General features: G+C 69.8%; 17 protein-coding genes and 2 pseudogenes. 6 read left to right on the top strand and 13 right to left on the bottom strand.

What is annotated here, in order from left to right; all coding sequences use genetic code 11:
- Positions 1–172 precede the first annotated feature (172 nt).
- Positions 173–3,451, top strand: a complete 3,279-nt coding sequence (locus BGM09_RS34160) for an AfsR/SARP family transcriptional regulator (protein ID WP_188285628.1) — start codon at positions 173–175, stop codon at positions 3,449–3,451.
- 745 nt (positions 3,452–4,196) lie between these two features.
- Here the strand turns inward: BGM09_RS34160 and BGM09_RS34155 are convergent.
- The 3 genes and pseudogenes from BGM09_RS34155 to BGM09_RS34140 form a co-directional block, all read right to left on the bottom strand.
- Positions 4,197–4,955 (bottom strand): hypothetical protein, encoded by a 759-nt coding sequence (locus BGM09_RS34155; RefSeq protein WP_188285627.1) that lies wholly within the window; start codon positions 4,953–4,955, stop codon positions 4,197–4,199.
- A gap of 55 nt (positions 4,956–5,010) precedes the next feature.
- Positions 5,011–6,732, bottom strand: a complete 1,722-nt coding sequence (locus BGM09_RS34150) for a zinc ribbon domain-containing protein (RefSeq protein ID WP_188285626.1) — start codon at positions 6,730–6,732, stop codon at positions 5,011–5,013.
- Positions 6,733–7,418: 686 nt separating this feature from the next.
- Positions 7,419–7,838: pseudogene (locus BGM09_RS34140) on the bottom strand (arsenate reductase ArsC); the annotation flags it as partial.
- 130 nt (positions 7,839–7,968) lie between these two features.
- On the opposite strand from BGM09_RS34140, the gene BGM09_RS34135 reads away from it, so the two are divergent.
- The 3 genes and pseudogenes from BGM09_RS34135 (at position 7,969) to BGM09_RS34125 (ending at position 10,056) form a co-directional block, all read left to right on the top strand.
- Positions 7,969–8,277 carry an ArsR/SmtB family transcription factor gene (locus BGM09_RS34135; RefSeq protein WP_188285625.1) on the top strand — a complete coding sequence of 103 codons (309 nt, stop codon included), beginning with the start codon at positions 7,969–7,971 and terminating at the stop codon, positions 8,275–8,277.
- Between the two features lie 20 nt (positions 8,278–8,297).
- Positions 8,298–9,422 (top strand): annotated as a pseudogene (gene arsB, locus BGM09_RS34130) (ACR3 family arsenite efflux transporter); the annotation flags it as partial.
- A gap of 118 nt (positions 9,423–9,540) precedes the next feature.
- Entirely contained in the window at positions 9,541–10,056 is a 516-nt protein-coding gene (locus tag BGM09_RS34125) for a GNAT family N-acetyltransferase (protein ID WP_188285624.1), read from the top strand.
- A gap of 71 nt (positions 10,057–10,127) precedes the next feature.
- Here the strand turns inward: BGM09_RS34125 and BGM09_RS34120 are convergent, their stop codons facing one another.
- Entirely contained in the window at positions 10,128–11,372 is a 1,245-nt protein-coding gene (locus tag BGM09_RS34120) for an MFS transporter (RefSeq protein ID WP_188285623.1), read from the bottom strand.
- Between the two features lie 127 nt (positions 11,373–11,499).
- On the opposite strand from BGM09_RS34120, the gene BGM09_RS34115 reads away from it, so the two are divergent.
- Positions 11,500–12,435, top strand: a complete 936-nt coding sequence (locus BGM09_RS34115) for a LysR family transcriptional regulator (protein ID WP_188285622.1) — start codon at positions 11,500–11,502, stop codon at positions 12,433–12,435.
- Between the two features lie 70 nt (positions 12,436–12,505).
- Here BGM09_RS34115 and BGM09_RS38285 read toward each other — a convergent pair whose 3' ends face one another.
- Complete coding sequence (locus BGM09_RS38285) at positions 12,506–12,751, bottom strand: hypothetical protein (protein ID WP_223187990.1); 246 nt, start codon at positions 12,749–12,751, stop codon at positions 12,506–12,508.
- A 111-nt stretch (positions 12,752–12,862) separates the two neighbouring features.
- Between BGM09_RS38285 and BGM09_RS34105 the strand changes: the two genes are divergently transcribed.
- Entirely contained in the window at positions 12,863–13,597 is a 735-nt protein-coding gene (locus BGM09_RS34105; RefSeq protein WP_188285621.1) for a S1 family peptidase, read from the top strand.
- A 135-nt stretch (positions 13,598–13,732) separates the two neighbouring features.
- Here BGM09_RS34105 and BGM09_RS34100 read toward each other — a convergent pair whose 3' ends face one another.
- The 8 genes from BGM09_RS34100 to BGM09_RS34065 all read right to left on the bottom strand — a co-directional run bounded on the left by BGM09_RS34100 (position 13,733) and on the right by BGM09_RS34065 (position 22,747).
- Positions 13,733–15,349, bottom strand: a complete 1,617-nt coding sequence (locus BGM09_RS34100; protein ID WP_188285620.1) for a carboxylesterase/lipase family protein — start codon at positions 15,347–15,349, stop codon at positions 13,733–13,735.
- A gap of 47 nt (positions 15,350–15,396) precedes the next feature.
- On the bottom strand, positions 15,397–16,101 hold the full coding sequence (locus BGM09_RS39060; RefSeq protein ID WP_188285619.1) for a GntR family transcriptional regulator: 705 nt from the start codon (positions 16,099–16,101) through the stop codon (positions 15,397–15,399).
- 102 nt (positions 16,102–16,203) lie between these two features.
- The gene (locus BGM09_RS34090) at positions 16,204–17,064 is read right to left on the bottom strand and encodes an amidohydrolase family protein (protein WP_188285618.1); all 861 of its coding nucleotides are present in this window, start codon (positions 17,062–17,064) and stop codon (positions 16,204–16,206) included.
- Positions 17,065–17,108: 44 nt separating this feature from the next.
- Entirely contained in the window at positions 17,109–18,095 is a 987-nt protein-coding gene (locus tag BGM09_RS34085) for an ABC transporter substrate-binding protein (RefSeq protein WP_188285617.1), read from the bottom strand.
- A 39-nt stretch (positions 18,096–18,134) separates the two neighbouring features.
- Positions 18,135–19,013 (bottom strand): hypothetical protein, encoded by an 879-nt coding sequence (locus tag BGM09_RS34080; RefSeq protein WP_188285616.1) that lies wholly within the window; start codon positions 19,011–19,013, stop codon positions 18,135–18,137.
- A 64-nt stretch (positions 19,014–19,077) separates the two neighbouring features.
- Positions 19,078–20,733, bottom strand: coding sequence for a thiamine pyrophosphate-binding protein (locus BGM09_RS39055; protein WP_188285615.1), 1,656 nt, complete (start codon positions 20,731–20,733; stop codon positions 19,078–19,080).
- Positions 20,730–21,845, bottom strand: coding sequence for an amidohydrolase family protein (locus tag BGM09_RS34070; protein ID WP_188285614.1), 1,116 nt, complete (start codon positions 21,843–21,845; stop codon positions 20,730–20,732). Before BGM09_RS34070 ends, BGM09_RS39055 begins: the two co-directional genes overlap by 4 nt.
- Positions 21,842–22,747 carry an HpcH/HpaI aldolase family protein gene (locus BGM09_RS34065; RefSeq protein ID WP_188285613.1) on the bottom strand — a complete coding sequence of 302 codons (906 nt, stop codon included), beginning with the start codon at positions 22,745–22,747 and terminating at the stop codon, positions 21,842–21,844. The genes BGM09_RS34070 and BGM09_RS34065 overlap by 4 nt, the downstream gene beginning before the upstream one ends.
- Between the last annotated feature and the right edge of the window lie 144 nt (positions 22,748–22,891).

The following is a 22,891-nucleotide window of genomic DNA, read 5'->3' as shown; positions in this document are numbered from 1 at the left end:
TGTGCCGGCAAAGCCGAAGGGGTGTCGTACGTCCGCCCCGACAACCCCATCGGGGTGACGAGGTCCCGTTTTCGGGACGTGGGACCAGCCTGGGGCTCATCGCTCTAACGCGGCTAACATCTGACCAACACGGTCCGCAGGAACGGGTGCACAGAGCGGAGACGGGGCCGACGTGCGATTCGAGATCCTCGGGCCGGTACGAGTCACCGGCGGCCAGGCGACGCAGCAGGTGCTGACCGGCATTCCGGGCACGATCCTCGCGGTGCTGTTGTCGAGCCCGAACACATCAGTGTCCGCGCAGCGGTTGACGCAGGCGGTGTGGGGTTCACAGCGGCCGGCATCAGCGGTCGCCTCCCTGCACAACCACATGTCACGCCTGCGGCGGCAGGTCGGCAGCGAGGCAGCCGCGCGAATCCGTACCGTGCCCTCGGGTTACCGCGTCGAGGTGGGCGAAGGAGAGCTCGACACCCTGGACTTCCTCGCCTTGTGCGAACGGGGCGGGCGGGCGCTGCGTGGCGGAGACTGGCCTGCCGCTACCGGATTGCTGGCCGGTGCTCTGGCGCTGTGGCAAGCCGATCCCCTGGACGGGATGCCGGTGGGCCCCGAGCTCGAATCGGGTGTCCAGGCGCTGAAAGAGGCCCGCCTGCTGGCGTGGGAGCGGCGCATCGAGGCGGACCTGCGGCTGGGCCGACACCCCGATCTCGTCCCCGAGTTGCAGGGACTGGTGCGCCAGTACCCGTTGCGCGAGGCGCTGCACGGGCAGTTGATGCTGGCACTGCACAGGACAGGCCGCCGCGCGGAGGCGCTGGAGTCATTCCGCCGGCTGCGCGACATCCTGGTCGCGGACCTCGGTGTGGAGCCCTCCACCGAACTGCAGAACCTCCACAGCCGGATCCTCGACGCCCACCCCGGGCTCGACGCACCGACGGTTCCCGCCCCGGCTCAGGAGCTGACGTGCGCTCCCGTGACGCCCGACGTGACACCCGAGGAGCATCCGCCCCGGCCGAGCACGCGATTCCAACTTCCCGCGGACCTGCGCACGTTCACCGGTCGCTCCCTGGAACTCGCGCAGATCCTGGCCCTGGCCGAGCAGGCGCGGACCGGCCAGAGCACCGCGGCCGCGTGGGTCTGCGCCGTTGACGGAATGGCCGGAGTGGGCAAGACGTCGCTGGCCGTTCATGCCGCGCACCGGCTACGCCAACAATTCCCCGACGGGCAGCTGTTCCTGGACCTGCACGGGCACACTCCGGGCCTGGAAGCCCTGAGCGCCGAAGAGGCTTTGGAGCGGCTGCTGCGTTCACTGGGCGTCGCACCGCACCTGATCCCACGCGAGGTCGAACAGCGGGCCGCACTCTACCGTGGTCGGCTCGCCGACACCCGCACCCTGCTCGTCTTGGACAACGCCTCCGACGCCGTCCAGATTCGCCAACTCATCCCCGCGGCATCGGGTTGCCTGGTCATCGTGACCAGCAGGAAACACCTGACAGCACTCGACGACGCCCACACCCTCACCGTGGATCCCCTCTCACAGACACAGGCCCACGACCTACTGCGCGCGGCAGCAGGCTCCGACCGCGTCCCGGACAACGACCCGTTCGTGCCCGAGCTCATGGCACTGTGTGCGGGGCTGCCGCTGGCGCTGCGCATCGCCGCCGCGCGGCTGCGGCACCGGCGAGCGCTTCGTGTGCAGGACCTCGTCGTACAGTTGCGCGAGCAGCGGCAGCGCCTGAACCACCTCAAAGACGAGAACCGCAGCCTGGTCGCGGTCTTCGACTCCTCCTACACGGTCCTGACCGACTCACAGCAGCACGCCTACCGGCGACTGGCTTTGGTCCCCGGGCCCGACGTGGACAGCTACGCGGCCGCCAACCTCCTCGGGACGGACGTACGCTCGGCCCAGGATCTGCTGGAGACCCTGCTGGACCACAATCTCCTCCAGCAGAACCGCGCGGGTCGCTACTGCTTCCACGACTTGGTCCGCCTGCACGCCGTCCGCGTGGCTGCGACCGTGACCTCGGACGCTGCGGAGCGCGAGTGCGCCCAGGACCGGCTGCTGGGCTTCTACCAGTACACCGCGACCGCGGCCGACCGCTATCTGGCCCGTCACGTACGCCCGGAGCGCCCACTGGCCCAGCCCGTCCCCGCGGCCTTCCCTGACATTGCCGGCCGTGACCAGGCGCTCGCGTGGATGCGCGGCGAAAGAGACAATCTGACCGCCGCTCTGGCGCTCGCCGTCAAGCACACAGGGCGTACGTGGCCTGTTCAACTAGCCGCGGCGCTAGCCCCGTTCCTGCGAACGGAGGGACCGCTGCCGCAGGCACGGGCGCTGAGCCGCACCGCGGCACGGATGGCCGGCGAGGAAGGTGACCTGCTGGCCCAGGCGAACGCCCTGACCGAGGCGGCGCGGTGCGGCATCAGCACGGGCGACTACGCCGGCGCCCTCCAGGAGATCGATCGGGCACTGGCCGTCTTCCGCGGTCTCGACAGCCTCCAGGGCGAGGCCAACGCCCTCCAGGTGTCGAGCATGGCCCGGTTCATGATCGGAGATGGAGCGGCGCAGAGCGAACTGCTGGGGCAGGCAATCGCGTTGTACAACCTGCTGGGCGACCGCCTGGGCGAGGCCAACGTGCTTTGCGACGTGGCACAGATGCACCACGACATGGGAAACCGTACGGAGGCGCTCGGGTCCGTCCTGCCGGCACTGCGGATCTACCAAGAGGTCGGGCACAGGACAGGCGAAGGGAATGCGCTCTTTCTGCTGGGGCGGCTCCAGAATTCCTCCGCGCTGTACCCGACAGCCGCGGAGAGCCTCGAACGCGCCCTGTCCATCTTCGGCGGCCTCGGCGTCCGCCAAGGCGAGGGCGACACGCTGTGCGAACTCGGCCACACTCGCATGATCACCGGTGACTACCGCGCGGCCGCAGAACTCTTCCGCCAGGGCCTGACGCTCTATCAGGAGTTGGGGCACGCGAACGGTTTGGCCTATGCGCAGTGGGATCTGGGACGCGTTCTGCTGGCAACGGGCAGACATGAGGAAGCGGCCCGCGCGCTGGAGGCAGTGCTGCGGCGCTTCGGCGAACTCGGCAACGTTCAGGGCCAGGCGAACAGTCTCCACGAACTGGGCCGCGCACGGCACGCGATCGGGGACCTCACAGCAGCCCACGACCTGATCGAAAAGGCCCTCGGACTCTTTCGAGAACTGCGCGACCGCAACGGCGAAGCAAGCGCGCTGACAAGCTCGGGCGAACTGCGGATCAGTTGCAACCGGCCGGACCAGGCCGCAGCCCGTCTCCGTCAAGCCCTCCGACTGGCCCAAGAGATCCACCTCCCCCTCACCGAAGCCCGCGCGCTGGAGGCCATGGCCCGGTGCGGGACAGCCGGCGAGAACCAGGCGGCGGCGATCTATCGACGGATCGGAGCCGTCCCCGGAACCTGGCAGCCGTACTGCTGACGAGCTCTCGCTCGGAGCCGGCAGCCAGGCCCCGGGGACGGCTCCGATGTGCTCAGCCGCGCGTCGGTCGGCGTGACGAACCCGAGGTCTCGGTGCGACCGAGGCAGGGATGTATCGAATGCCGGCGCCAGCCGGGCCGGAGGGCCGGAGCGGACGACCCGAGGCGTATTTGCCACCGTGAAATGCTCGACGCCGTGCGCTTCCTCGTTGACAACGGCGTGAAGTGGCGAGCGATGGCCATGGACCCGCCGGGCGCGCGCAAGGTCTACGACTTCTTCCGCCGCTGATCACGCCACGGGTATGCGCGAGCTCTACCAGCGGCTACGTCGCCAACGGGACGGGTGGGCCCGGCGGGCCGAGCGCGGGCATCATGGACGCGCAGTCGGTGGACGGCTCGGAGACCTGCCCGTCGGCGTCCGGCCCGGCCTGCCACACCGGCGGCCGAGCACCATAACCCTCCCGCAACACCGGACCTGCGGGCCATCTCCTGACGGGCGATCCGCGCATGCTCCAGCCGCTGCCGGGCCGCAGCCGCCAGATCCTCCTGAGCCACGCCGACTCCACAACCACTCGAAAGCTGCTGGTCATCGAGTTACAGACCGGTTCACCACCACACGCTGACTCTCCGTGGCACCGGCACCAGAAGCGGAGCCAGCGCCGGATGGAGCTGGCAATGTGACGTTGATCGCCGGTAACCCGGGGCGAATGCCGCTCCCTGGACGCAAGAACGGAAACTCCATTCAGGTCACGGAGCAGATCTCAGCTCCTCCATGAGCGACTTAGCAGTCACCCTCTCCTCTTCGCAATAAACAGTACTTCCAAACACAGATAGCAGCTGCTCGCAACGAATAATATCCACCTCTTCGCCGCCTCCATCCAGAACCAGGTACTGATTCGCAACCCACTGCTGAATTGTGAACCTGAAAAGCTCACGATTAGCGAGCCTCACGAGATGGTCACATACCGCGAAAGCACGCTGAACAAGAGGTGCGTTCAATTTTATTCTATAAACTTCACCCCTGGTGACAAAAACACCCAAACGCCTTGCACCATCAGAGTCCAGGTGGCCCCGCCAGTGGGCCGCAGCGTGCCTGATGTGGCAAATTGTCTCGAATGATTCAACAGCAGCACTCAGTTCGCGGTGTTTACTGGCCTCGAATTTTGTGAACCTTTTTATTTCCTTGAAAATAACACCCTTCGAGCTGAAGAGTGACCGCTCAAGCAGTGCGAGGCTCAGCAACTCCTGTGGATAAGCGGCTGCCGCCGAATAATTCAGGGCCTCTCTACCTATATTATCCGCTGTGAGAGGACACACTGCCGCCAGCGAACTCAGCAAACGTCGAAAATATGATTCAGTCGAACTTACTGCCGAAATTATGAACATCTCTGCAAGAACATCGGGGTGAGCGGCGGCATCAATTATTCCGCTCGTTCTAGCCAGCGCAACCAACGCAGCTTCAAACTCATCGATTGCAGAGCCGGGGCTGTGCTCGACTCCTGTCACGCAGTCAGCAAGGTGCATCGTTTCTGGCTGAGAGCCAGCCGACACCTGGGGCCCTCTACTCATAGACGAACTCCTCTGCCAGCACCCGAATTCGGCTAGCCTTGACCGGCCCTACGTAGGGGACCTTCAACAAGACCTGCCGATCGTCATCCAAGAGGATATCCTTGACTTTTCTAATGTCGCTGTTGCTCTTGATCCTGTCCAGTAGGGCGTTCCCAATTGGAAGTTTTTCGATCGGCGCATCCAGCAATTCCTCGAATACCGATACCTGTTCAAGCCGGGTGCCACAAGTGGAGCAGAATCGTGCTTCCGGGTTGTCCCTTTCGGTTTGACAATTCGAGCAGGCGCCGAGATTGAGACGGCAACGACTCTGATAGTCCTCACCGAGCAGTGTGCCAACCTGTCGACGAACCCGAACATGGGGATCACGGCGAGTAAAGGCTTGGATGGCAGAGGCCACACTGGGATTCCTACCCAACCCCAAGGCCGTCCTAGTGATGAGGAGGCTGAAGTGGGGGACAATCACTCTGAAGTTGGCCTTCCCCATGCTGATCCCCCCTGCCACTGGTCTCACTACTCCCGCATATTCCAGAAAACCTAGAACTCTTTCGATCTCCGCGCTCACGGGCTCCTGAATCAGTAGCGTGGACGCTCTCCCGCTGTCCGGATCCACCGTTACCCTGCGATCGTTGTATTCACGGATCGCTTCGATTCCATTGTCAACCAATTGCTGTCCAATGGCTACGAAATTCTTATAGCGAGGCAGCTTATCCTCAAGCGAGGTGAAAACTTTTAGCGCACCATTGGCATTCTCGGCGATAGCCGCATCAGCCAATCGACGCGCCGTCGACTGGCGGTGGGTCGTGTCTGACTCCTCCAAAACTTGAGCGATCATCGCAAGGAAAGCACGAGGAACACCAAACGATGCGAGCGCGAGATAATCGATTACGCCGTCGCGCTGCGACAATCTCTCGAGGTTCTCCTTCGTGAGACGTCGCTCAGCGATGTCACGCATCATCTCCGCGAAACCGGGTGAATCCGTCTTGAGCCATACGCTAGTGAGCTGAGCATCCTGCCCCACATGGAACCTAGGGGTATAGCTGGTGACGCCGGGATACACGGCGGCCTTTGCGCTTACACTACGCGACCGCAATGCGCCAAATACCTCGAAAAATTCGCGCTGCTGCTCGGCAGAAAATGCATGGGCAGCGTCATCCAGTAGAAGCACGGTTCGACGTCGACCTGTGTGCTTTTTGCAAATCTCCAAAAATTCAAGGACTCCGGTAATGTCGAACGAGCTTTCCGGCGCTCTCTCCAAGTGCCTACGCTCAACAGCAGAAACCAGATCATGCGCCGTGCGACACAGAGCATCCAGACCTTCCGGTACAGATGCCTCCAATTCACGCAGGGTGGCTGAAGCTCCTGCAACCACTTGGGCAAGAATCCACTGACGGAAGAAGGGAAGAGCCGTAGCCGACCGACGGAATTCCGGCTCGATCGAGATTGAATTCGAGTAGTTCACATACACTGGAAATACTTTTGAGCCACCCAATTCCCTGTAGTACGCCATTTTCAGGTAGGTGCTCTTACCTGACCCACGAGGACCGATTAGCAGTCTCTGGCCCGGCGACTCGAGGGAGTTCAGAATCGAGTGCTCCCGTTCACTCAGCACAGTCCATGCCTCAAGTTGCTTCCGACTCAGATCCTCAGCCCGAAGGTTACCGCCGAGGATGTCATTGGAATCCGGCTGAGGCTGGTCAACATCATCTTTACTCAAATTACCCCACTCCGCTCATAGAGGACTTCTGGGACATAAGAATATTTCACCAAATCGAATAAGTCCACAAACGGGACATTGGGGACTTGGTCTCCAAGTGGACTCTAATCCACCTCTAGACTTTGGTTCCTGTCTTTGCACTTCTTATGCCCGCTCGAGCTCATCCGGTTTGGGCAGTGCCCGCCCGCACCAGGTCAGAGTGGACCGGTTACGGCTCACACGCGGCCTGTTCCCTCGGAGTCGTTGGCAAGTACGACGCACGCGAGCTTTGCAGAGCTGCATGGCTCCGAAGCATTCGCTCCCAGGGCGCTGCCGTCTTCTGTCCAGGCCCGATCGTCGGGACTCGCGACTCTGCACATACGTGCTGCCCAGGTTGGCTGGCGCCAGAGCTACCTGGTTGCGTACGTCTACTGGCACCAGCGGCACGCGCCGTATCCCACGCTCGGCGGCACCGGTACACCGGGTTTGCGGGCCTTCGCGAAAGGCTCCGCCTCCTACGGCCAGCAGACCGCGGGATTCGTAGCGTGCTGGAGAAGATGGGGCGAGGTCGCGTCAGCCAGGTGATTCACGGGGCCTGGCCTGTCGCGAAGGAAGGCCCGCGAGACGGTCGCGCGGGGCGGCGGGACGCCGTTCGGGCTCAGCCGCGCACCGGGGCGGGCAGGGGACGGAAGCGAGCGTGACGGCGGCGCGGTCAGGGCGCGGGGGGGCGGCGCGATGGCGTGGAGCAGGGTCTCGACCAGGGACTTGATCTCGTCGCGGATCGGGCGCACGGCTTCGACGTCCTGGCCGGCCGGGTCGGCGAGCTTCCAGTCGAGGTAGCGCTTGCCCGGGAAGACCGGGCAGGTGTCGCCGCAGCCCATCGTGACGCACACGTCGGCCTCGCGTACCGCGTTCGCGGTGAGGACCTTCGGGGTCTCGGCGGAGATGTCGATGCCGACCTCGGCCATGGCCTGGACGGCGGCCGGGTTCACGGCGGCGCCCGGGTCGGACCCGGCGGAGCGGACCTCGACGCGGTCCCCCGCCAGGTGGGTGAGCCACGCGGCGGCCATCTGCGACCGGCCGGCGTTGTGGACGCAGACGAACAGGACGGAAGGCTTGTCGGACATGGGACTTCCCTGTTCCTTCCTTGACGGGACGGGCTTGGCGGGACGGCTAAACGAGGCGGCTTGGTGAGGCGACCGGCCGTTTCGGCCCGTGCTGGTGTCAGCAGCGACTGACGCATGAAAGTATCAGTCCATGCTGACATCAGTCGAGACTGATCTGATGCGGGTGCTGGCCGACCCGCTCAGGCTGCGGATCGTGACCCTGCTCGCCCGCGAGACCCTGTGCACCACGCACCTGGTCGAGGAGACCGGAGCCAGGCAGACCAATCTCTCCAACCACATGAAGGTCCTGCGCGAGGCGGGCGTGGTGGACACCGAGCCCTGCGGCCGGTTCGTCTACTACAAGCTGCGCCCCGAGGTGCTGGCCGGACTGTCCGAGCGGTTCGCCGCGCTCGCGGAGTCCGCGCGTACCGCCGCCGAGAACAAGCGGGCGTGCCCGTGACCTCGGCGGAGCCCGGATCAGTGACCTCGGCGGAGCCCGCCGCCGCCCGCCCACCGGGCGGCGATCCGGTGCCGCGCGATCCGGTCCCGCGCGACCCGGTCGTCGGGAAGCTCTCCGCCCTGGACCGCTACCTCGCGGTCTGGATTCTGGCCGCGATGGGGGCCGGTCTGGGCCTGGGCCGCGCCGTCCCGGGGCTGGACGACGCGCTCGCGAAAACCGAGGTCGGCGGGATCTCGCTGCCGATCGCGCTCGGCCTGCTCGTGATGATGTATCCGGTGCTGGCCAAGGTCCGCTACGACCGGCTCGACCGCGTCACCGGCGACCGGAAGCTGATGGCGTCCTCCCTGTTCCTCAACTGGGTCGTCGGCCCCGCGACCATGTTCGCGCTGGCCTGGATCTTCCTGCCGGACCTGCCTGAGTACCGCACCGGTCTGATCATCGTGGGACTCGCCCGCTGCATCGCCATGGTCATCATCTGGAACGACCTCGCGTGCGGCGACCGCGAGGCCGCGGCCGTCCTGGTCGCGCTCAACTCGGTGTTCCAGGTGGTCGCGTTCGGGCTGCTGGGCTGGTTCTACCTCGACCTGCTGCCGCGCCTGCTCAGCCTCGGGGACGGCCAGGGCCTGGACGTCTCCGCCTGGCACATCGCGCTGAACGTCGTCGTCTTCCTCGGCGCGCCCCTGCTCGCGGGGTTCCTCACGCGCCGCGTCGGCGAGCGGCGCGTGGGGCGCGAGCGGTACGAGAGCGCGTTCTTGCCGAGGATCGGCCCGTGGGCGCTGTACGGGCTGCTGTTCACGATCGTCGTCCTCTTCGCCCTCCAGGGCGGGACGATCACCTCGCGCCCGCTGGACGTCGTACGGATCGCGGCTCCGCTGCTGGTCTACTTCGCGGTCGTGTTCTTCGGCGCCTTCCTCCTCGGCAAGGGTGTCGGTCTCGCCTACGACCGCGCCGCGACCCTCGCGTTCACCGCGGCGGGCAACAACTTCGAGCTGGCCATCGCGGTCGCCGTCGCCACCTTCGGGGTCACCTCCGGCCAGGCGCTGGCCGGGGTCGTCGGCCCGCTGATCGAGGTCCCCGTCCTGATCGGCCTCGTCCACGTCGCGCTCGCCTGGCGCCGGAGGTTCACCGCCGACGCGCTGACATCGGTCGTCGCTGCGACGCCGGGCGCGAGTGCGGTCAGTCCCGGTCCGCAACAGCGGAGCGGCGGGGCCTCCGCCCCGAATCGCTTTGCGGCGTCCACGGCCGGCCCACGAGACTGTGCCGATGCTGATCCGACGTGAAGAACCCACCGACGTGGTAGCGGTACGCGCGGTGGTCACCGCCGCCTTCGCCAAGCCGCAGGTGCCGGTTGTCGCGGAGGCCACCCTCGTGGACGCGCTGCGGACCTGCGGGGCCTGGCTCCCCGCGCTGTCGCTCGTGGCGATCGGTGACCAGGAGGAGATCGTCGGACACGTGGTCTGCACGCGCGGGCGGGTGGACGGCGCACCGGCGCTCGGGCTCGGCCCGCTCAGCGTGGACCCCCGGTACCAGCGGCGCGGCGTCGGCATGGCGCTCGTCCACTCCGTCCTGGGCGCGGCCGACGCGCTCGACGAACCACTCGTCGCGCTCCTCGGCGACCCCGCCTACTACGGCCGGTTCGGGTTCCGTGCCGGCACGGACCTCGGCATCACCCCGCCGGACCCCGGCTGGTCCCCGTATTTCCAGATCCGCGCCCTGACCGCGTACCAGCCGTCCCTGCGCGGACCGTTCGCCTACGCCGAGCCGTTCAGCCGCCTCTGAGCGCCGCCTTCCGGCCGCGGAACGCTTCGCCGCGGCGGTCGGTCAGGGTCGGTCGGCCCGGGGGCGGTCGGTCAGGGGCGGTCGGGGGCCAGGGTTGGCTTCGGGGTCGGGGGGAGGTCGCGGCGGGGCAGCAGGAGCGGGGTGGTCAGGATGAGCAGGCCCGCGACCGTGAGGGCGGTACGCGCGCTGGTGACGTCGGCGAGCAGCCCGGCGAGCGCGGTGAGGACGGCGATCGCCGTCTGCTGGCCGATCGACCAGGCCGACAGGGTCCGGGCGACGAGGTGCCGGGGGGTGTGTTCGAGCCGGTAGGTGGCGAGCACCGGCGTGTACAGGCTCATGTTGACGATGATCGCCAGCTCGACGGCGATCACGGTGAGCAGGCCGACGACGCCGGGCCGGACGAAGGCCAGTCCGATCAGCCAGACCGCGCGCAGGGTGCCGACGGTCCGGAAGACCCACTGCTGCCCGTGGCGGGCCACCACCCGGCGGGCCAGCCGCGAGCCGATGAGCCCGCCGACGCAGGGCGCGGCGAAGGCGAGGCCGTACTGCCAGGGCGGGAAGCCGAGTTGGCGCAGCAGGAGCACGGCGAGCAGCGGTTCGGTGGCCATGATCAGACCGCCGACGAGCAGCTGGTTGAGGTAGAGCGCCCGCAGTCCCGGATGGCCCAGGAGGTGCCGCCAGCCGTCGAGCAGCGCGCCCGCCCGGGTCGTCGGTGTGCCGGCGGGTCGCGGCGCGTCCTCTTGCCTGCGGATCGCGGTGATGCACAGCGCGGAGCACAGGTAGCTGAGCGCGTCGGCCACGACGGTGACGACCGGACCGAACAGGCCGATCGCCGCTCCGCCCAGCGGTGGCCCGACCGCGATGGAGCTCCAGTTCGTGGACTCGAAGCGGGCGTTGGCCACGAGCAGGTCGTCCGGCCGGACGAGCGCCTTGAGGTAGGCGCCGCTGGAGGCGTTGAAGGCGATCTTGGCCGCCGCGGACACGGCGGAGACCACGAGCAGGTGGACGAAGCTGAGCCACCCGAGGGCGTAGGCGGCCGGGACCGTCGCCATGACCGCGAACCGGGTCAGGTCCATCGCGACCATGACCGGGCGCTTGCGCCGGAACTCCACCCACGGCGCGAGCGGCAGCGCGATCAGCGCACCCACCGCGGGCCCCACCGCGGACAGCGCGGACACCTCGGCGGGGCCGGCGTGCAAGGCCAGCACCGCGATCAGCGGCAGCGCGCCGAAGCCGAGGCCCGACCCGTAGGCGCTCACCGCGTACGCCGTCCACAGCCAGCCGAACGGCCGGCCCAGCGCTCTCCTGCCCCTCATGCGCGGCGCTTCCCCTTCGACAAGCCGACGTTGACCGGTGAGAGCCAAGCGGGCGGCGCAACCGCAGGTCAAACAACCGCACCGCCCGCGAGCCACAACCGTTCGTTGTTCACTAAGGTGAGTCGACGTGGACCTCGAAGCCGTACGCACCTTCGTCGCCGTCGCGGACGCGGGCCAGTTCCAGAAGGCCGCCGCCGACCTGTCGATCACCCAGCAGGCGGTCTCCAAGCGGGTCGCCGCGCTGGAACGCGCCCTGGGCATGCGGCTGTTCACCCGCGCCCCGCGCGGCGCCGAACTCACCATCGACGGCCAGGCGTTCCTGCCCCACGCGCGCGAGCTGCTGCGCGTCGCCGAGCGCGCGGTCGCGTCCGTACGCCCCGGCCGCCGTCCGCTGCGGATCGACGTGATGGCTTCGCGCAGCGCCCAGGCGGGCCTGATGCGCGGCTTCCACCGCGCGCACCCCGAGATCGACCTCGACGTGGTGATGCTGCTGGAATTCGGCACGGCCGTCGGCGCCGTCCGGTCCGGTGCGATCGACGCCACCTTCCGCGCCGTCGCCGCGCCCGGCCTGCCGCTCCCCGAGGACGTCGAGTCCGTACGGGTGCTCGACGAGCCGCTCCAGCTCCTCACCGGCCCGGCCCACGCGCTGGCGGGCGCCCGGTCGGTGACCGTCGCGCAGCTCGCGGGGCACCGGATCTGGATGCCCGGAATCGTCCCCGGCACCGAGTGGGGCGCCTACTACGACGACCTCGTCGACGAGTTCGGCCTCACCATCGAGGCGACCGGCCCCAACTTCGGCTCCGACGCGCTCCTCGACACCATCGCCGACACCCCGGCGCTGGCCACCTTCATGGGCGAGCACACCCGTCTCATCTGGCCCGCGGGCCACGGCCTGCGCCGTATCCCGGTGACCGACCCCACCCCGGTCTACCCGCACGCGCTCCTGTGGCACCGCGACAACCCCCACCCGGCGCTGGCCGGTCTGCGCGCCCACCTCGCCGCCGCGGCGACCGCCCACGACGCCGCCGGGACCTGGCGCCCCGACTGGGTGATCCCGCGCTGAACACCCCCGGGCACCACCGGACACTCCTGGACGCCACCAGACACCCCCGGACACCCCGGCCCGGCGGGCGTCACACCTGGTCGGCGCGGAGAGCCGCCGTCAGGGCGGTGCGCGCCCACCGCTCCCAGTCGTCGGGGGACCAGCCCCGGTCGCGGACGAAGACCAGGTACAGCTCCGGGCCGAGCAGCCCGTACAGCAGGTCGGCGGCGCACGCGGTGTCACCGCCGACGAACTCCGCGCCAGGTTCGCCGGGTGGCGGCTGACCGACGTGACGCCCGGTACGAATCCGGTCCCGACGTTCTGGTTCACGCTGCACCGCGCCGACGCCACGCGGTGAGCCCGGAAAGCCGGGGACCGGCGCGTACGCTCAGGAGCGCAAACGGTGGAAGTGGGCGCAATACCGGGTGAACGTGAGGGGTTGTCACGGATGGCAGGTCGGGTTCGGGTGCTGCTGACGGCCGTACTGGTGGCCGTGACGGGGATCGTGACGGCGTCGGCACCGGCCTCCGCGGTGATCGGCGGGTCGAAGAGCACGTACGCGCCGTGGGCGGTGCGGATGTTCGTCGACGGGAAACCGGTGTGCACGGGAACGGCCGTGACGCGCCGGTGGATTCTGACCGCGTCACACTGCTTCTTCGAGCAGGCGCGGCCGGTCGCGGACAAGCGGATCACGTTCCGGGTGGGCAGTCTCGACGTCCGCAAGGGCACGACGGTCCGGCCGGTGCCCGGCGGGCGCGTGGGAAGCGCGGTCGCCGACATGATGCTGGTCAAGGTGCCGGCCATGAACGTCCGCACGGCGCGCCTTTCCACCGCGCCCGTCCGCCCCGGCCGGACCGTGCGGGTGTACGGGTGGGGCGCGACGTGCGCCGGGGACGAGAACTCCTGCCAGTCGCCGGTGCTCAAGCAGGCGCGGCTGCGGGTCGTCCGGCCGGACGACCCGCGGTGCGCCGGTGCCACCGTGCCGGGCGGCACGGACTTCTGCATGGTGAAGGTGTCCGGAATCCCCGCGGGCGGGGACTCCGGCGGACCGGTGATGAGCGTCGCGCCGCACGGCGCGGAGACGCTCCTCGGCGTCTTCGACGGCTCCGACCGGGAGAAGGTCGCCGAGGCCGGGGACGTCTGCCAGCAACTCGCCTGGATCCGCTCCGTCACCCGGCGGTAGCCACGACGGCTCGCCCGGATCCGCTCGGTCACCCGGCGGTAGCCACGACGGCTCGCCTGGATCCGCTCCGTCACCCGGCGGTAGCCACGACGGCTCGCCCGGATCCGCTCCGTCACCCGGCGGTAGCCGCCACCGCTACCAAGCCTGCTGGGTACGGAAGAAGCGGGTCCAGAAGTCCAGGCGGGGCGCGTCGGCGAGGGGGACGGGGGCGAAGGCGGTGCCCAGGTCCATGACGGCGGGGGTGCCGGGCGACCAGGCCGGCCAGGGCGGCAGACCGCGGCCGTTGGGGTCGCCGGTGGCGATGAAGTTGGCCCAGTAAGAACTCATCGTCCCGGCGACGGCGCGGTCCTCGTCGGTCCAGTCGCCGCGCTCGGGGTGGAGATTGCCGAAGACGAAGTCGATCTCGGAGCCGTGCGAGGCGCGGCGGGGGTTCTGGCCCATGACCGGGGAGGCGTGGGTCCAGAAATACGTGTAGACCGGACGTCGGCCGTGCGCGGTCCAGTCCTCGGCCCACAGCCAGGTGGAGATCCGGGCGTTGTCGCGTACGGCGGCGCAGTGTGCGCGACCGGCCTCGTCGTCGGTGCCGGCCGGGTAGAGCCGCAGGAATTCCTCGGCCATCGCGCCGAACTTCTCGCGGGAGGCGGTGACGAAGGCGTCCCGGGTGACATGGACCGGCGGGGCGCCGGGCCGCCAGAATCTGCGGCCCGCCGTACGGTACGCGGCGAAGGTGCTCTCGGGCACCGCGCCGCTCTCGTCGAGGTTGTTGCCCGCGAGGTACCAGACGTCGTTCTGGAGGCCCCGGGCGTACGTCTCCGCGTAGCCGTGCGGGATCACCCAGCCGTCCACGACCGGCCGGAACAGCGGCGGTTTGGCGGGGCCGCCGGTGTCGGCGGCGCTGTCGACGGCGGAGGCGTTGCCCTCGACGAGCTTGGGCCACGGCAGTGACCGCAGCCGCCGCAGGGTGCGCGCGCCGCGCTCGGCCGCGTATCGGATGCCGGCGGACTCGGCGTCGGACAGCGTGCGGTAGGAGGACGCCAGATACAGCAGCTCCGGGTCGCGGAAGTGACGGGCGTGGCTCTGCGCGACCGCGCGGTGGAAGAGGCCCTCGGCCAGCGGCGACATGGCCAGGAAGTTGGCGGAACCGGCACCGGCGGACTGCCCGGCGATCGTGATCCGGCCGGGGTCGCCGCCGAAGTCGGCGATGTTGCGCCGTACCCAGGTGAGCGCGGCGACCTGGTCGAGCAGCCCGTAGTTGCCCGAGGCCCGGTGCTCGGACTCGGCGCTCAGCTCCGGTGTGGCGAGGAAACCGAGCGCGCCCAGCCGGTAGTTCAAGGTGACCACCACGACGCCTTTACGTGCCAGCGCCTCACCGTCGTAGCGCGGGTGCGCGCCCGTGCCGACCCGGAAGCCGCCGCCGTGGATCCACACCAGTACGGGGCGGGGCGCTTCGGGGGCGGCGGGCCCGGACACGGCGTCCGCACGCGCTGCCGTCCACACGTTGAGGTACAGGCAGTCCTCGCTCATCGGCAGGTCGAGCCCGTCCAGTTCGGGTCCCGGCGCCTGCGGGCCGACCGGGCCGAAGCGGTCCGCCCTGCGCACCCCTGACCAGGGCTCCGGTGGCCGCGGTGGCCGCCAGCGCAGCTCGCCGACCGGCGGGGCCGCGTAGGGGATGCCCCGGAAGACGGTCACCGCCGGGTCCCGCCCGGATATGCCCGCCACCAGGCCCGCCTCGGTCTTCACTGGCTGGAGCATGCTGTCTCTTTCCGGTAGGCGGCGGGCGGTACGTCAGCGGTCGGGGGTCAGGCGCCCGGCGGGGAGTCCGTCGGCTCGCGCCGCGTCCGCAGCATCAGCGCCTCCCGCGCGGACGCGACGTGGTGGCGCATCGCCGCGGTCGCGGCCTGCGGATTGCGGGTGACGATGGACAGCAGGATGGCCTGGTGCTCCTCCAGCGAACCGGCGCGCGGGTGCGGCGCGGACAGGTTGCGGTACTGGCGCATCACCAGCGGGTACAGCAGCGTGTCGTACGCCCGCGCCAGGGTGTGCTGGTGCGCGGCCTCCTTGACCTGCTGGTGGAAGCGGCGGTTGCCCTGGGAGTAACCGGCCTGGTCGCCGCGGGCCTTGCACGCCTCCATCTCCTCCAGCGTGCGCCGCAGTTCGGCGATCTCCTCGTCGGTGGCGCGTTCCGCCGCCTTGCCCGCCAGGGCGGATTCCAGTGTCTCGCGCGCCTCCAGGATGTCGGCGGCCTCCTCGACGGAGAAACTGCGGGTCCGCACACCGCGGTTGACCTCGCTGGTGACATAGCCCTCCTGGGCCAGCCGGACCAGGACCGCCCGCATGGTGCTGCGCGAGACGTTGAACATCCTGGTCAGATCGGCCTCGGTCAGCCGCGTGCCCGGCTCGATGCTCTCCGACAGCAGCAGCGAGCGCAGCCCGTCGTACGCCTGGTCCTGGCGGGTCGCCGACGTGCGGACCGCGTCCGTCTCGTCGAAGCCATTGGAATCCACCTTGATCACCCCGTGGGTCTGCTGGAAAAGGACAACCGCTGGCGGGAGTATCGCGGAAGCGCGGCGCACCCCGGCGGCAACGGGGCGGCGAAGTCCACCCGTTCAGCCACGGCCACCGGCGAGTCCCGGGTACAGGCGGCGGGCCGTGCCCGCGAAGATCTCCCGCCGGTCGGCCTCCGGCAGCGCCGCCAGCACGCCCTCGGCCAGCGCGCGCAGCTCCGGCAGCGACTGCTCCGCGGCCGGGAGGTTCGACCCCCAGGCGATCCGCCGGGCGCCGAACGCCGCGACGACCGGGCGGAGGAAGTCGCCCGCCCGCTCCCCCGCGTCCCTCAGCCGTTCGAGATTGCGGTGGGTGAGCTTGAGGTGCAGCCCCGGATGGACGCCGAGCGCGGCGACCTCCGCGCCCGCACCGGCCGGCGAGGCGGCGATGTCGGGGTAGCCGATGTGGTCGAGGAGCACCGTCACCCCGGGGAAACGCCCCAGCAGCCCGGTCAGTTGCGCGGTCGCGGGACCGAGCCGCATCTGGAGGCAGACGGGCAGGCCGAGTTCCGCTGCCTGCTCCCAGAAGGGGTACGTCTCGGGCGCGGCGAACCACTCGCCCTGTACGGGCACGGTGCTGCCGCTGGTGAACAGCCGCACCCCGGCCAGGCCGCCCTCGCCGGCCGCGGCCTTGAGCGAGGCGGCGGCGTCGGCGCGCAGCGGGTCGACGGTGCCGACGGCGACGAACCGGTCCGGCCGCCGCCGGGCGCTGTCCAGGACGTAGGAGTTGTCGTAGCCGTAGTTCGTGGTGGCCTGGACCAGGACGGCCTGCGCGATGCCCGCCTCGTCCATCCGCTCGGCCATGCCGTCGGCGGTCACCGGCCGGGTCGCGGCCCACGCGGACTGCTTGCCCCCGATCGGGGCTCGGGGGTAGGCCGTCAGGTCGTCGGAGATGATGTGGCAGTGCGCGTCGACGATGTCCACGGTGAAAGCGCCCTTCTGTTCGGTCGGTGAGGTCTTTTCGCTGCTCAGGCGTCCGGGTAGTCGCCGGGGGCGAACAGCGACGGCAGGTCGGCGGGGAAGCCGGGGTCCAGCAGCCGCTGGTCGCTGGCGAACCGCACCATCGCGTTCAGGCTCCGCTCGTTGGACGCGATCCCGTACGGGACGGGGTCGGTGCCGAGCTGCCGCGCCTGGCGGGCCAGCCGAGGGGCCGCCGCCCAGTCGGGCCGGCCGGCGAGGTGGCGGCGCTTGCTCTCCGCGAGGGCCGCGTACAGCCTGGTCGGCAACTCGGGCTCCCGCTCGACCAGTTCCGAGCGAAGGGAGACCAGCGAGTGCAGCGGGTAGACCCCGGTGCGCAGATAGTGGTCCACGGCGAGGGTCCCGGCGTCGGGGAAGAGCGGGTACGGGCCCTCCTCGCCGGTCGGCTCGGGCTCGGCGGTACCGGCCGACCACCCCGCGCGCGGGGCGCCCGCGCGCCCGGTGCCCGCGTTGCCGGTCAGGGCGGCGTCGATCTCCCCGGCGCGCAGCAGGTCCCCCAACGACCGCCCGTCGGTGACGCGTTCGACGTTGGACGGGACGCGGCCCTCGATGTGGTCGTCGTCGTCCACCACCCAGGTGATCGTGTCGATGTCCACCCCGTACTCGTCGCGCAGCACACCGCGCACCCACACTCCGGTGCTCACCGAGTACGCCCGCACGCCGATCCGGCGGCCCTCCAGGTCACGCGGTACGCGGATGCCGGAGCCCGCGGCGCACTGCACGTCGCCGTGGTGGAAGCGCCGGTTGAGGAACACCGGCACGGCGGTCAGCGCTATGCCCTCCTGGCGGGCCATCAGGTAGGAGACCGGCGCCAGTTCGCACACGTCGAATTCCAGGTCGCGGATCATCCGCCGGTACGCGCCGATGACCGGTGCGACCTCCACCGGCTCGACCTGGTGGCCGTCCAGCCCGACGTCGCCGTCCAGCAGCGGCCGGGCGTGCGGGTAGTCGCCCAGAACGACCGTGAGCTTGCCCATCGTTGTCTCTCCTCGTTCGTGTGTGTGGCGGATCGCGGCTCAGCCGCCGAGGCGGGCCGCTGGCACGTCGAGCGCCGCGCAGGTCCGCTCGACGAGTTCGTCGTAGTCCACGGCGCGCGGGATCACGCCCTGCTCCAGCGCGTACGCGGCGGCCTTGGTGAACGCGGCGCGCAACGCCTCGAAGCCCACCGGGTGCAGGGGGACGGGGCCGCGCTCCTCCTTGGCGGTGAGCACGGACCGCATGGCGTCGTAGGCGGCGAGTACGGCGGCGGGGTGGTCGGCCGCGGCGCGCTCGCCGACGCCGACGACGTGGTTGACGGGGATGAACCCCTGGTCCCTCGACCACTGTTCGGCGGTCTCCCGCGCGTTGTCGACGGCGGTGCGGATGGAGTCGTCCGCGGGGAGTTCGTTGCCCATGATCCCGAAGTCGAGGCGGCCGTCGAGGAAGTCCGCGGGCAGCTTGGCGCCCTGCGGCGCGCGCCGCACCCACGACGGGTCCTTCGCGCCGTCGACGTGGCTGCCCTCGTACGTCGTCCAGTCCGCCTTGCGCAGGTCGACGCCGTACTGCTCGGTGAGGAAGCCGCGCATCCACACGCCGGTGGTCTGGCTCCAGGAGCGGACGCCGACGCTGCGCCCCTCGACGTCGGCGACCGACAACTTCCCCCGGGTGACCAGGGTCTGGTGCTGGTGGCGGCCGAGGGTGGTGACCGGCAGCAGCAGCACCGGCTTGCCGTGGGCGACGGCTTGCAGGACGGTCACGATCGCCACTTCGCAGATGTCCGCGGCGGAGTCGTTGACGAAGCCGCGCGACGCCTTGTGCACCGGCGTGATGCCGAGCCGTTCGGGTTCCGTGCCCGTCTCACGGACGGCCGCCGCCGCGGCTGCCGCGAGATCGTCGCGGCCGAGCACCAGTTTCATAGAACTCTCCTTTAAGAGGCGGGGTCCGGGCGGGGGTTGTCGTACGAAGGGGCGGACGGCCGGCTCACACGTCCTCGCCGTACTGGATACGGCGGTACGGCGTGCTCATCACCTGCCGGGTGATGCGGACGTCGATCACCGTGGGCCGCGGCGCGCGTACGTACTCCGCCAGCGCCGCGCGCAGTTCGTCCGCCGTGCGGACCGTGGCGCCGCCGCCGCCGAGCGCTTCGGCGACGCGGCCGAGTTCGGGCGTGGGGATGGTCGCCAGCTCCGGGTCCAGGTTCTTCGCCCTGGCCTTGTGGTACTCGGCGCCGAGCCCCTGGTCGTTCATCACCACGACCAGCAGCGGGACGTCGTACCGGCACGCGGTCTCGAACTCCGACAGGTGCATGAGGAAGCTCGCGTCGCCCTCGACCACGAAGCCGGGCCTGTTGCCGTGGGCGATCATCTGGCCGAGCGCGATCAGCGGGGCCTGGCCGATGGCGCCGAACATGCCGTAGTTGGAGAGCACGTCGCGGGAACGCTGGAAGAGCATGGTGCCGAAGTCGGTCTGGTGACCGCTGCCCAGCACCAGGCCCATCTCGCCGGGGAGTTCCCGGTCGAGAATCCAGATCGCCTCGCGCGGGTCGAGCAGTCCGGGCTCGGTCACGTACTCGGCCGGCGGCCGGAGCCGGTCGGTCAGGCGGCGCCGTACGTCGTCGGTGTGGAAGCCCTCCAGGCGCGCGGACCGTCCCTCCAGCTCCCGGGTCAGTTCGGTCAGGGCGGTGACCGCGTCGGCCTGGAGGTAGCAGTCGGCCACCTTGCCGTTGCCCATCACCAGGTGCGGGGCGGTGTCGATCTGGACGTACTTGGCCTCGGGGTAGAGGTAGCCGCTCTCGATCGTGTAATGGTTCAGGCTGGCGCCGACCGCGATCACGCAGTCCGCCTCCTGGAGCAGCTCCATCGACGCCTTGTCGCCGAACAGGCCGGAGAGTCCGACGTGGAAGTCGGTGCGGTCGCACAGCCAGTTCTTCGCCTGGAGGGTGGTGGCGAGCAGCGCGCCGGTCCGCTGCTGGAGGGCGAGGATCTGTTCGCCGGAGTCGGCCTGGCGCGCGCCCCGGCCCGCGATGATCACCACGCGCTCGGCGTTCTCGATCAGGTCGCACGCGGCCCGCACCCCGGCGGGGTCGGGCAGCAGGCGGGCCCGCGAGATCAGCGCCGTGGACGGCACGTACTCGTCGTCGTAGTCGTCGAGTTCGGCGAGCTGTACGTCGAAGGGCGCGCTGATCATCACCGGCTTGGACTCGGTGCGCGCCAGGTAGAAGGCGCGCCGTACGGCCTCCTGGGCGGCTTCCGGCCGGGCCACGTGGAGGAATTCGCACTCGATGGCGGCGGCGAAGCGGCGCTGGTCGAGGTACTGCACGGCGCTGTCGTCGCCCAGCGGCACCTCGCCGCAGAAGGCGACGAGCGGGGTACGGGCCCGGCTGGCGACGATCATCGAGGTGGCGAGCTGCGCGACGCCGGGGCCGCTGGTGGTGGTGAGCACGCCCGGCTGCCCGGCGCCGCGCGCCCAGCCGTCGGCCATGCCGAGCCCCGAGCCCTCGTGCCGTACTTCGTAGAGCCGCACCCCGCGCTCGGCGAGCGCGTTCATCCAGTGCATGTTGGCGTCGCCCATCATGCCGAAGACGTCGGTGGTGCCCTCCAGGACGAACGCCTCGGCGAGTGCTTCGTAGACCTTCACTTGTGGTTCTCCTTCGCCGGGGCCGGGGCCGTCGCGTACGTCGGTTCCTTCGCGCGGGAGTCGCGGGAGTCGCGGGAGTCGCGGGAGCCGAGGACTCGGTCGAGGCGGGGGTAGACCCGCAGCGCGTTGCCTCCGTAGACCGCCCGCCGGTCGGCGTCGCTCAGGCCGGTGAGGGAGTCGAGCGTGTACTTGGTGTCGTCGAAGCGCCGCCCCGTCTCCGGGTCCACGCCGCGGACCGCGCCGATCATCTCCGAGGCGAACAGGACGTTCCGCGCGGGAATGACGTCCAGCAGCAGCTCCATGCCGCGCCGGTGGTACACGCAGGTGTCGAAGAAGACGTTGCCGAGGATCGACTCCGCCAGCGGCGGCCTGCCCTGGTCCTGCATGACGCCCCGGTAGCGGCCCCAGTGGTACGGGACGGCGCCGCCGCCGTGCGGCAGGACGAGCCTGAGCGTCGGGAAGTCCTTGAACAGGTCCGACATGCAGAGCTGCATGAACGCGGCGGTGTCACCCGCGAGATAGTGCGCGCAGGTGCCCTGGAGCGCCGGGTTCCGCGACATCGCGACGTGGATCATCGCGGGGACGTCGAGTTCGACCATCTTCTCGTACAGGGGGTAGTAGACCCGGTCGGTGATCGGCGGGGCGTCGTAGTACCCGTCCGAGGGGTCGGGGTTGAGCAGACAGCCGACGAAGCCCAACTCCTCGACGCAGCGTTCGAGTTCGGCGACGCAGTTGCGTACGGAGGCGGGCAGCGCGTCGCCCGGCGACTGCGGGAGCTGGCACACCCCGGCGAACCGGCCGGGGAACAGGCCGCACACCCGGGCGATGAGGTCGTTGCTGACCAGGGACCAGTCGAGACTGGTGCGCTCGTCGCCGTAGTGGTGGGCCATCTTGCCCGCGCCCGGCGAGAAGAGCATCAGGTCGGTGCCGCGCTCGGTCTGGAGCTTCAACTGGCCGTCCTGGACGGCGGTACGGATCTCGTCGTCGCCGATGCGCAGTTCGTCGGGTGAGACCCTGGCGCCGGATTCCTCGTAGGCGCGGATCTGCCGGCTCCGCCACTCGCCGAGCGCGGGCGGTGCCGTGGTGAAGTGGCCGTGGCAGTCGATGATCATGAGGTGCTCCGAGGCTCGCGGCCGGTCAGTTCGCGGGAGTTCGTGTTGCCGCCGGTCAGTTCGCGGCCCTTGACCAGGCCGGGGTAGGTGCGTACCGGCGCCGTCATGAGGAACCGGTATCCGTCGTCGAGGACCCGCTCGACATTGCCCGCCGTCACGTGGGGGTGCCCCACGGCGACCCCGCGTTCGGCGCAGACGTCGAGGATGCGCCGCTTGCACTCCAGGACCCGCGGGTGCTCGTACTGGCGGGGGACGCCCAGCTCCTGGCTCATGTCGCCCTCGCCGATGAGGATCAGGCCGATGCCCGGCACCTGGTCGAGGATGTCCGGCAGATTCGCGATGCCGAGCTGGTCCTCGATCATGAGGCCGACGAGGATCTCGCCGTCAGGGGCGAGCGGCCACACGTCGGCCCTGGCGTAGTACTCGGTGTTGGGGATGCCCCAGTAGCGCGTCGCCGCGTGCGGGCCGTCGCCGCGCAGGCCGGGCGGCTCGTACAGCGGGGCGTCGGGCAGCCGCGGGTAGCGGCAGGCGGCGACGGCGTTACGGGCCTCCCCGACCGTGGACACGTGCGGCCAGATGACGCCGAACGCGCCGAGGTCGAGGGCCTGTTTGGCGTGCCACTGCGACTTCTCCGCGCCGTTGGCGGGGATGCGGACGATCGGGGTGACGGACGGCGCGAGGCTGTCCGCGCCGAAGATCCGGCGCCGGTTGAGCAGGTACTGGAAGCTGTCGCGCAGCGCGGTGACGTCCCACGGCTTGTGTTCCGTCTCGAACACCACCGCGTCGTAGTCGCCGGTGCTCAGCTCGATCGCGGACGCCGGGTCCGCGGCCGAGAACGTGGCGAAGACGTGGTCGCCGGCGGCGAGAGCGCCGATCACCTTGTTGAGCCTGGTCGCGGCCATCACCGGCCTCCTCTGCCGAGCGGTTCGTCGGGCGTGCGGACGGGGACGGGCGCCTGGTGCGGCGACCGGCCCCTTCGCCGGTCCCCGCTGACCCGCCGCCCCGCCCCCGGGCCCCGCCGCCACCACGCGCGCAGCCGGGCGAAC

This window comes from Streptomyces sp. CBMA29 (genome assembly GCF_014596445.1).
GTDB lineage: Bacteria > Actinomycetota > Actinomycetes > Streptomycetales > Streptomycetaceae > Actinacidiphila.
The sequence above is the reverse complement of the archived record's forward strand: the minus strand, read 5'-3'. Positions and strand labels throughout refer to the sequence as shown.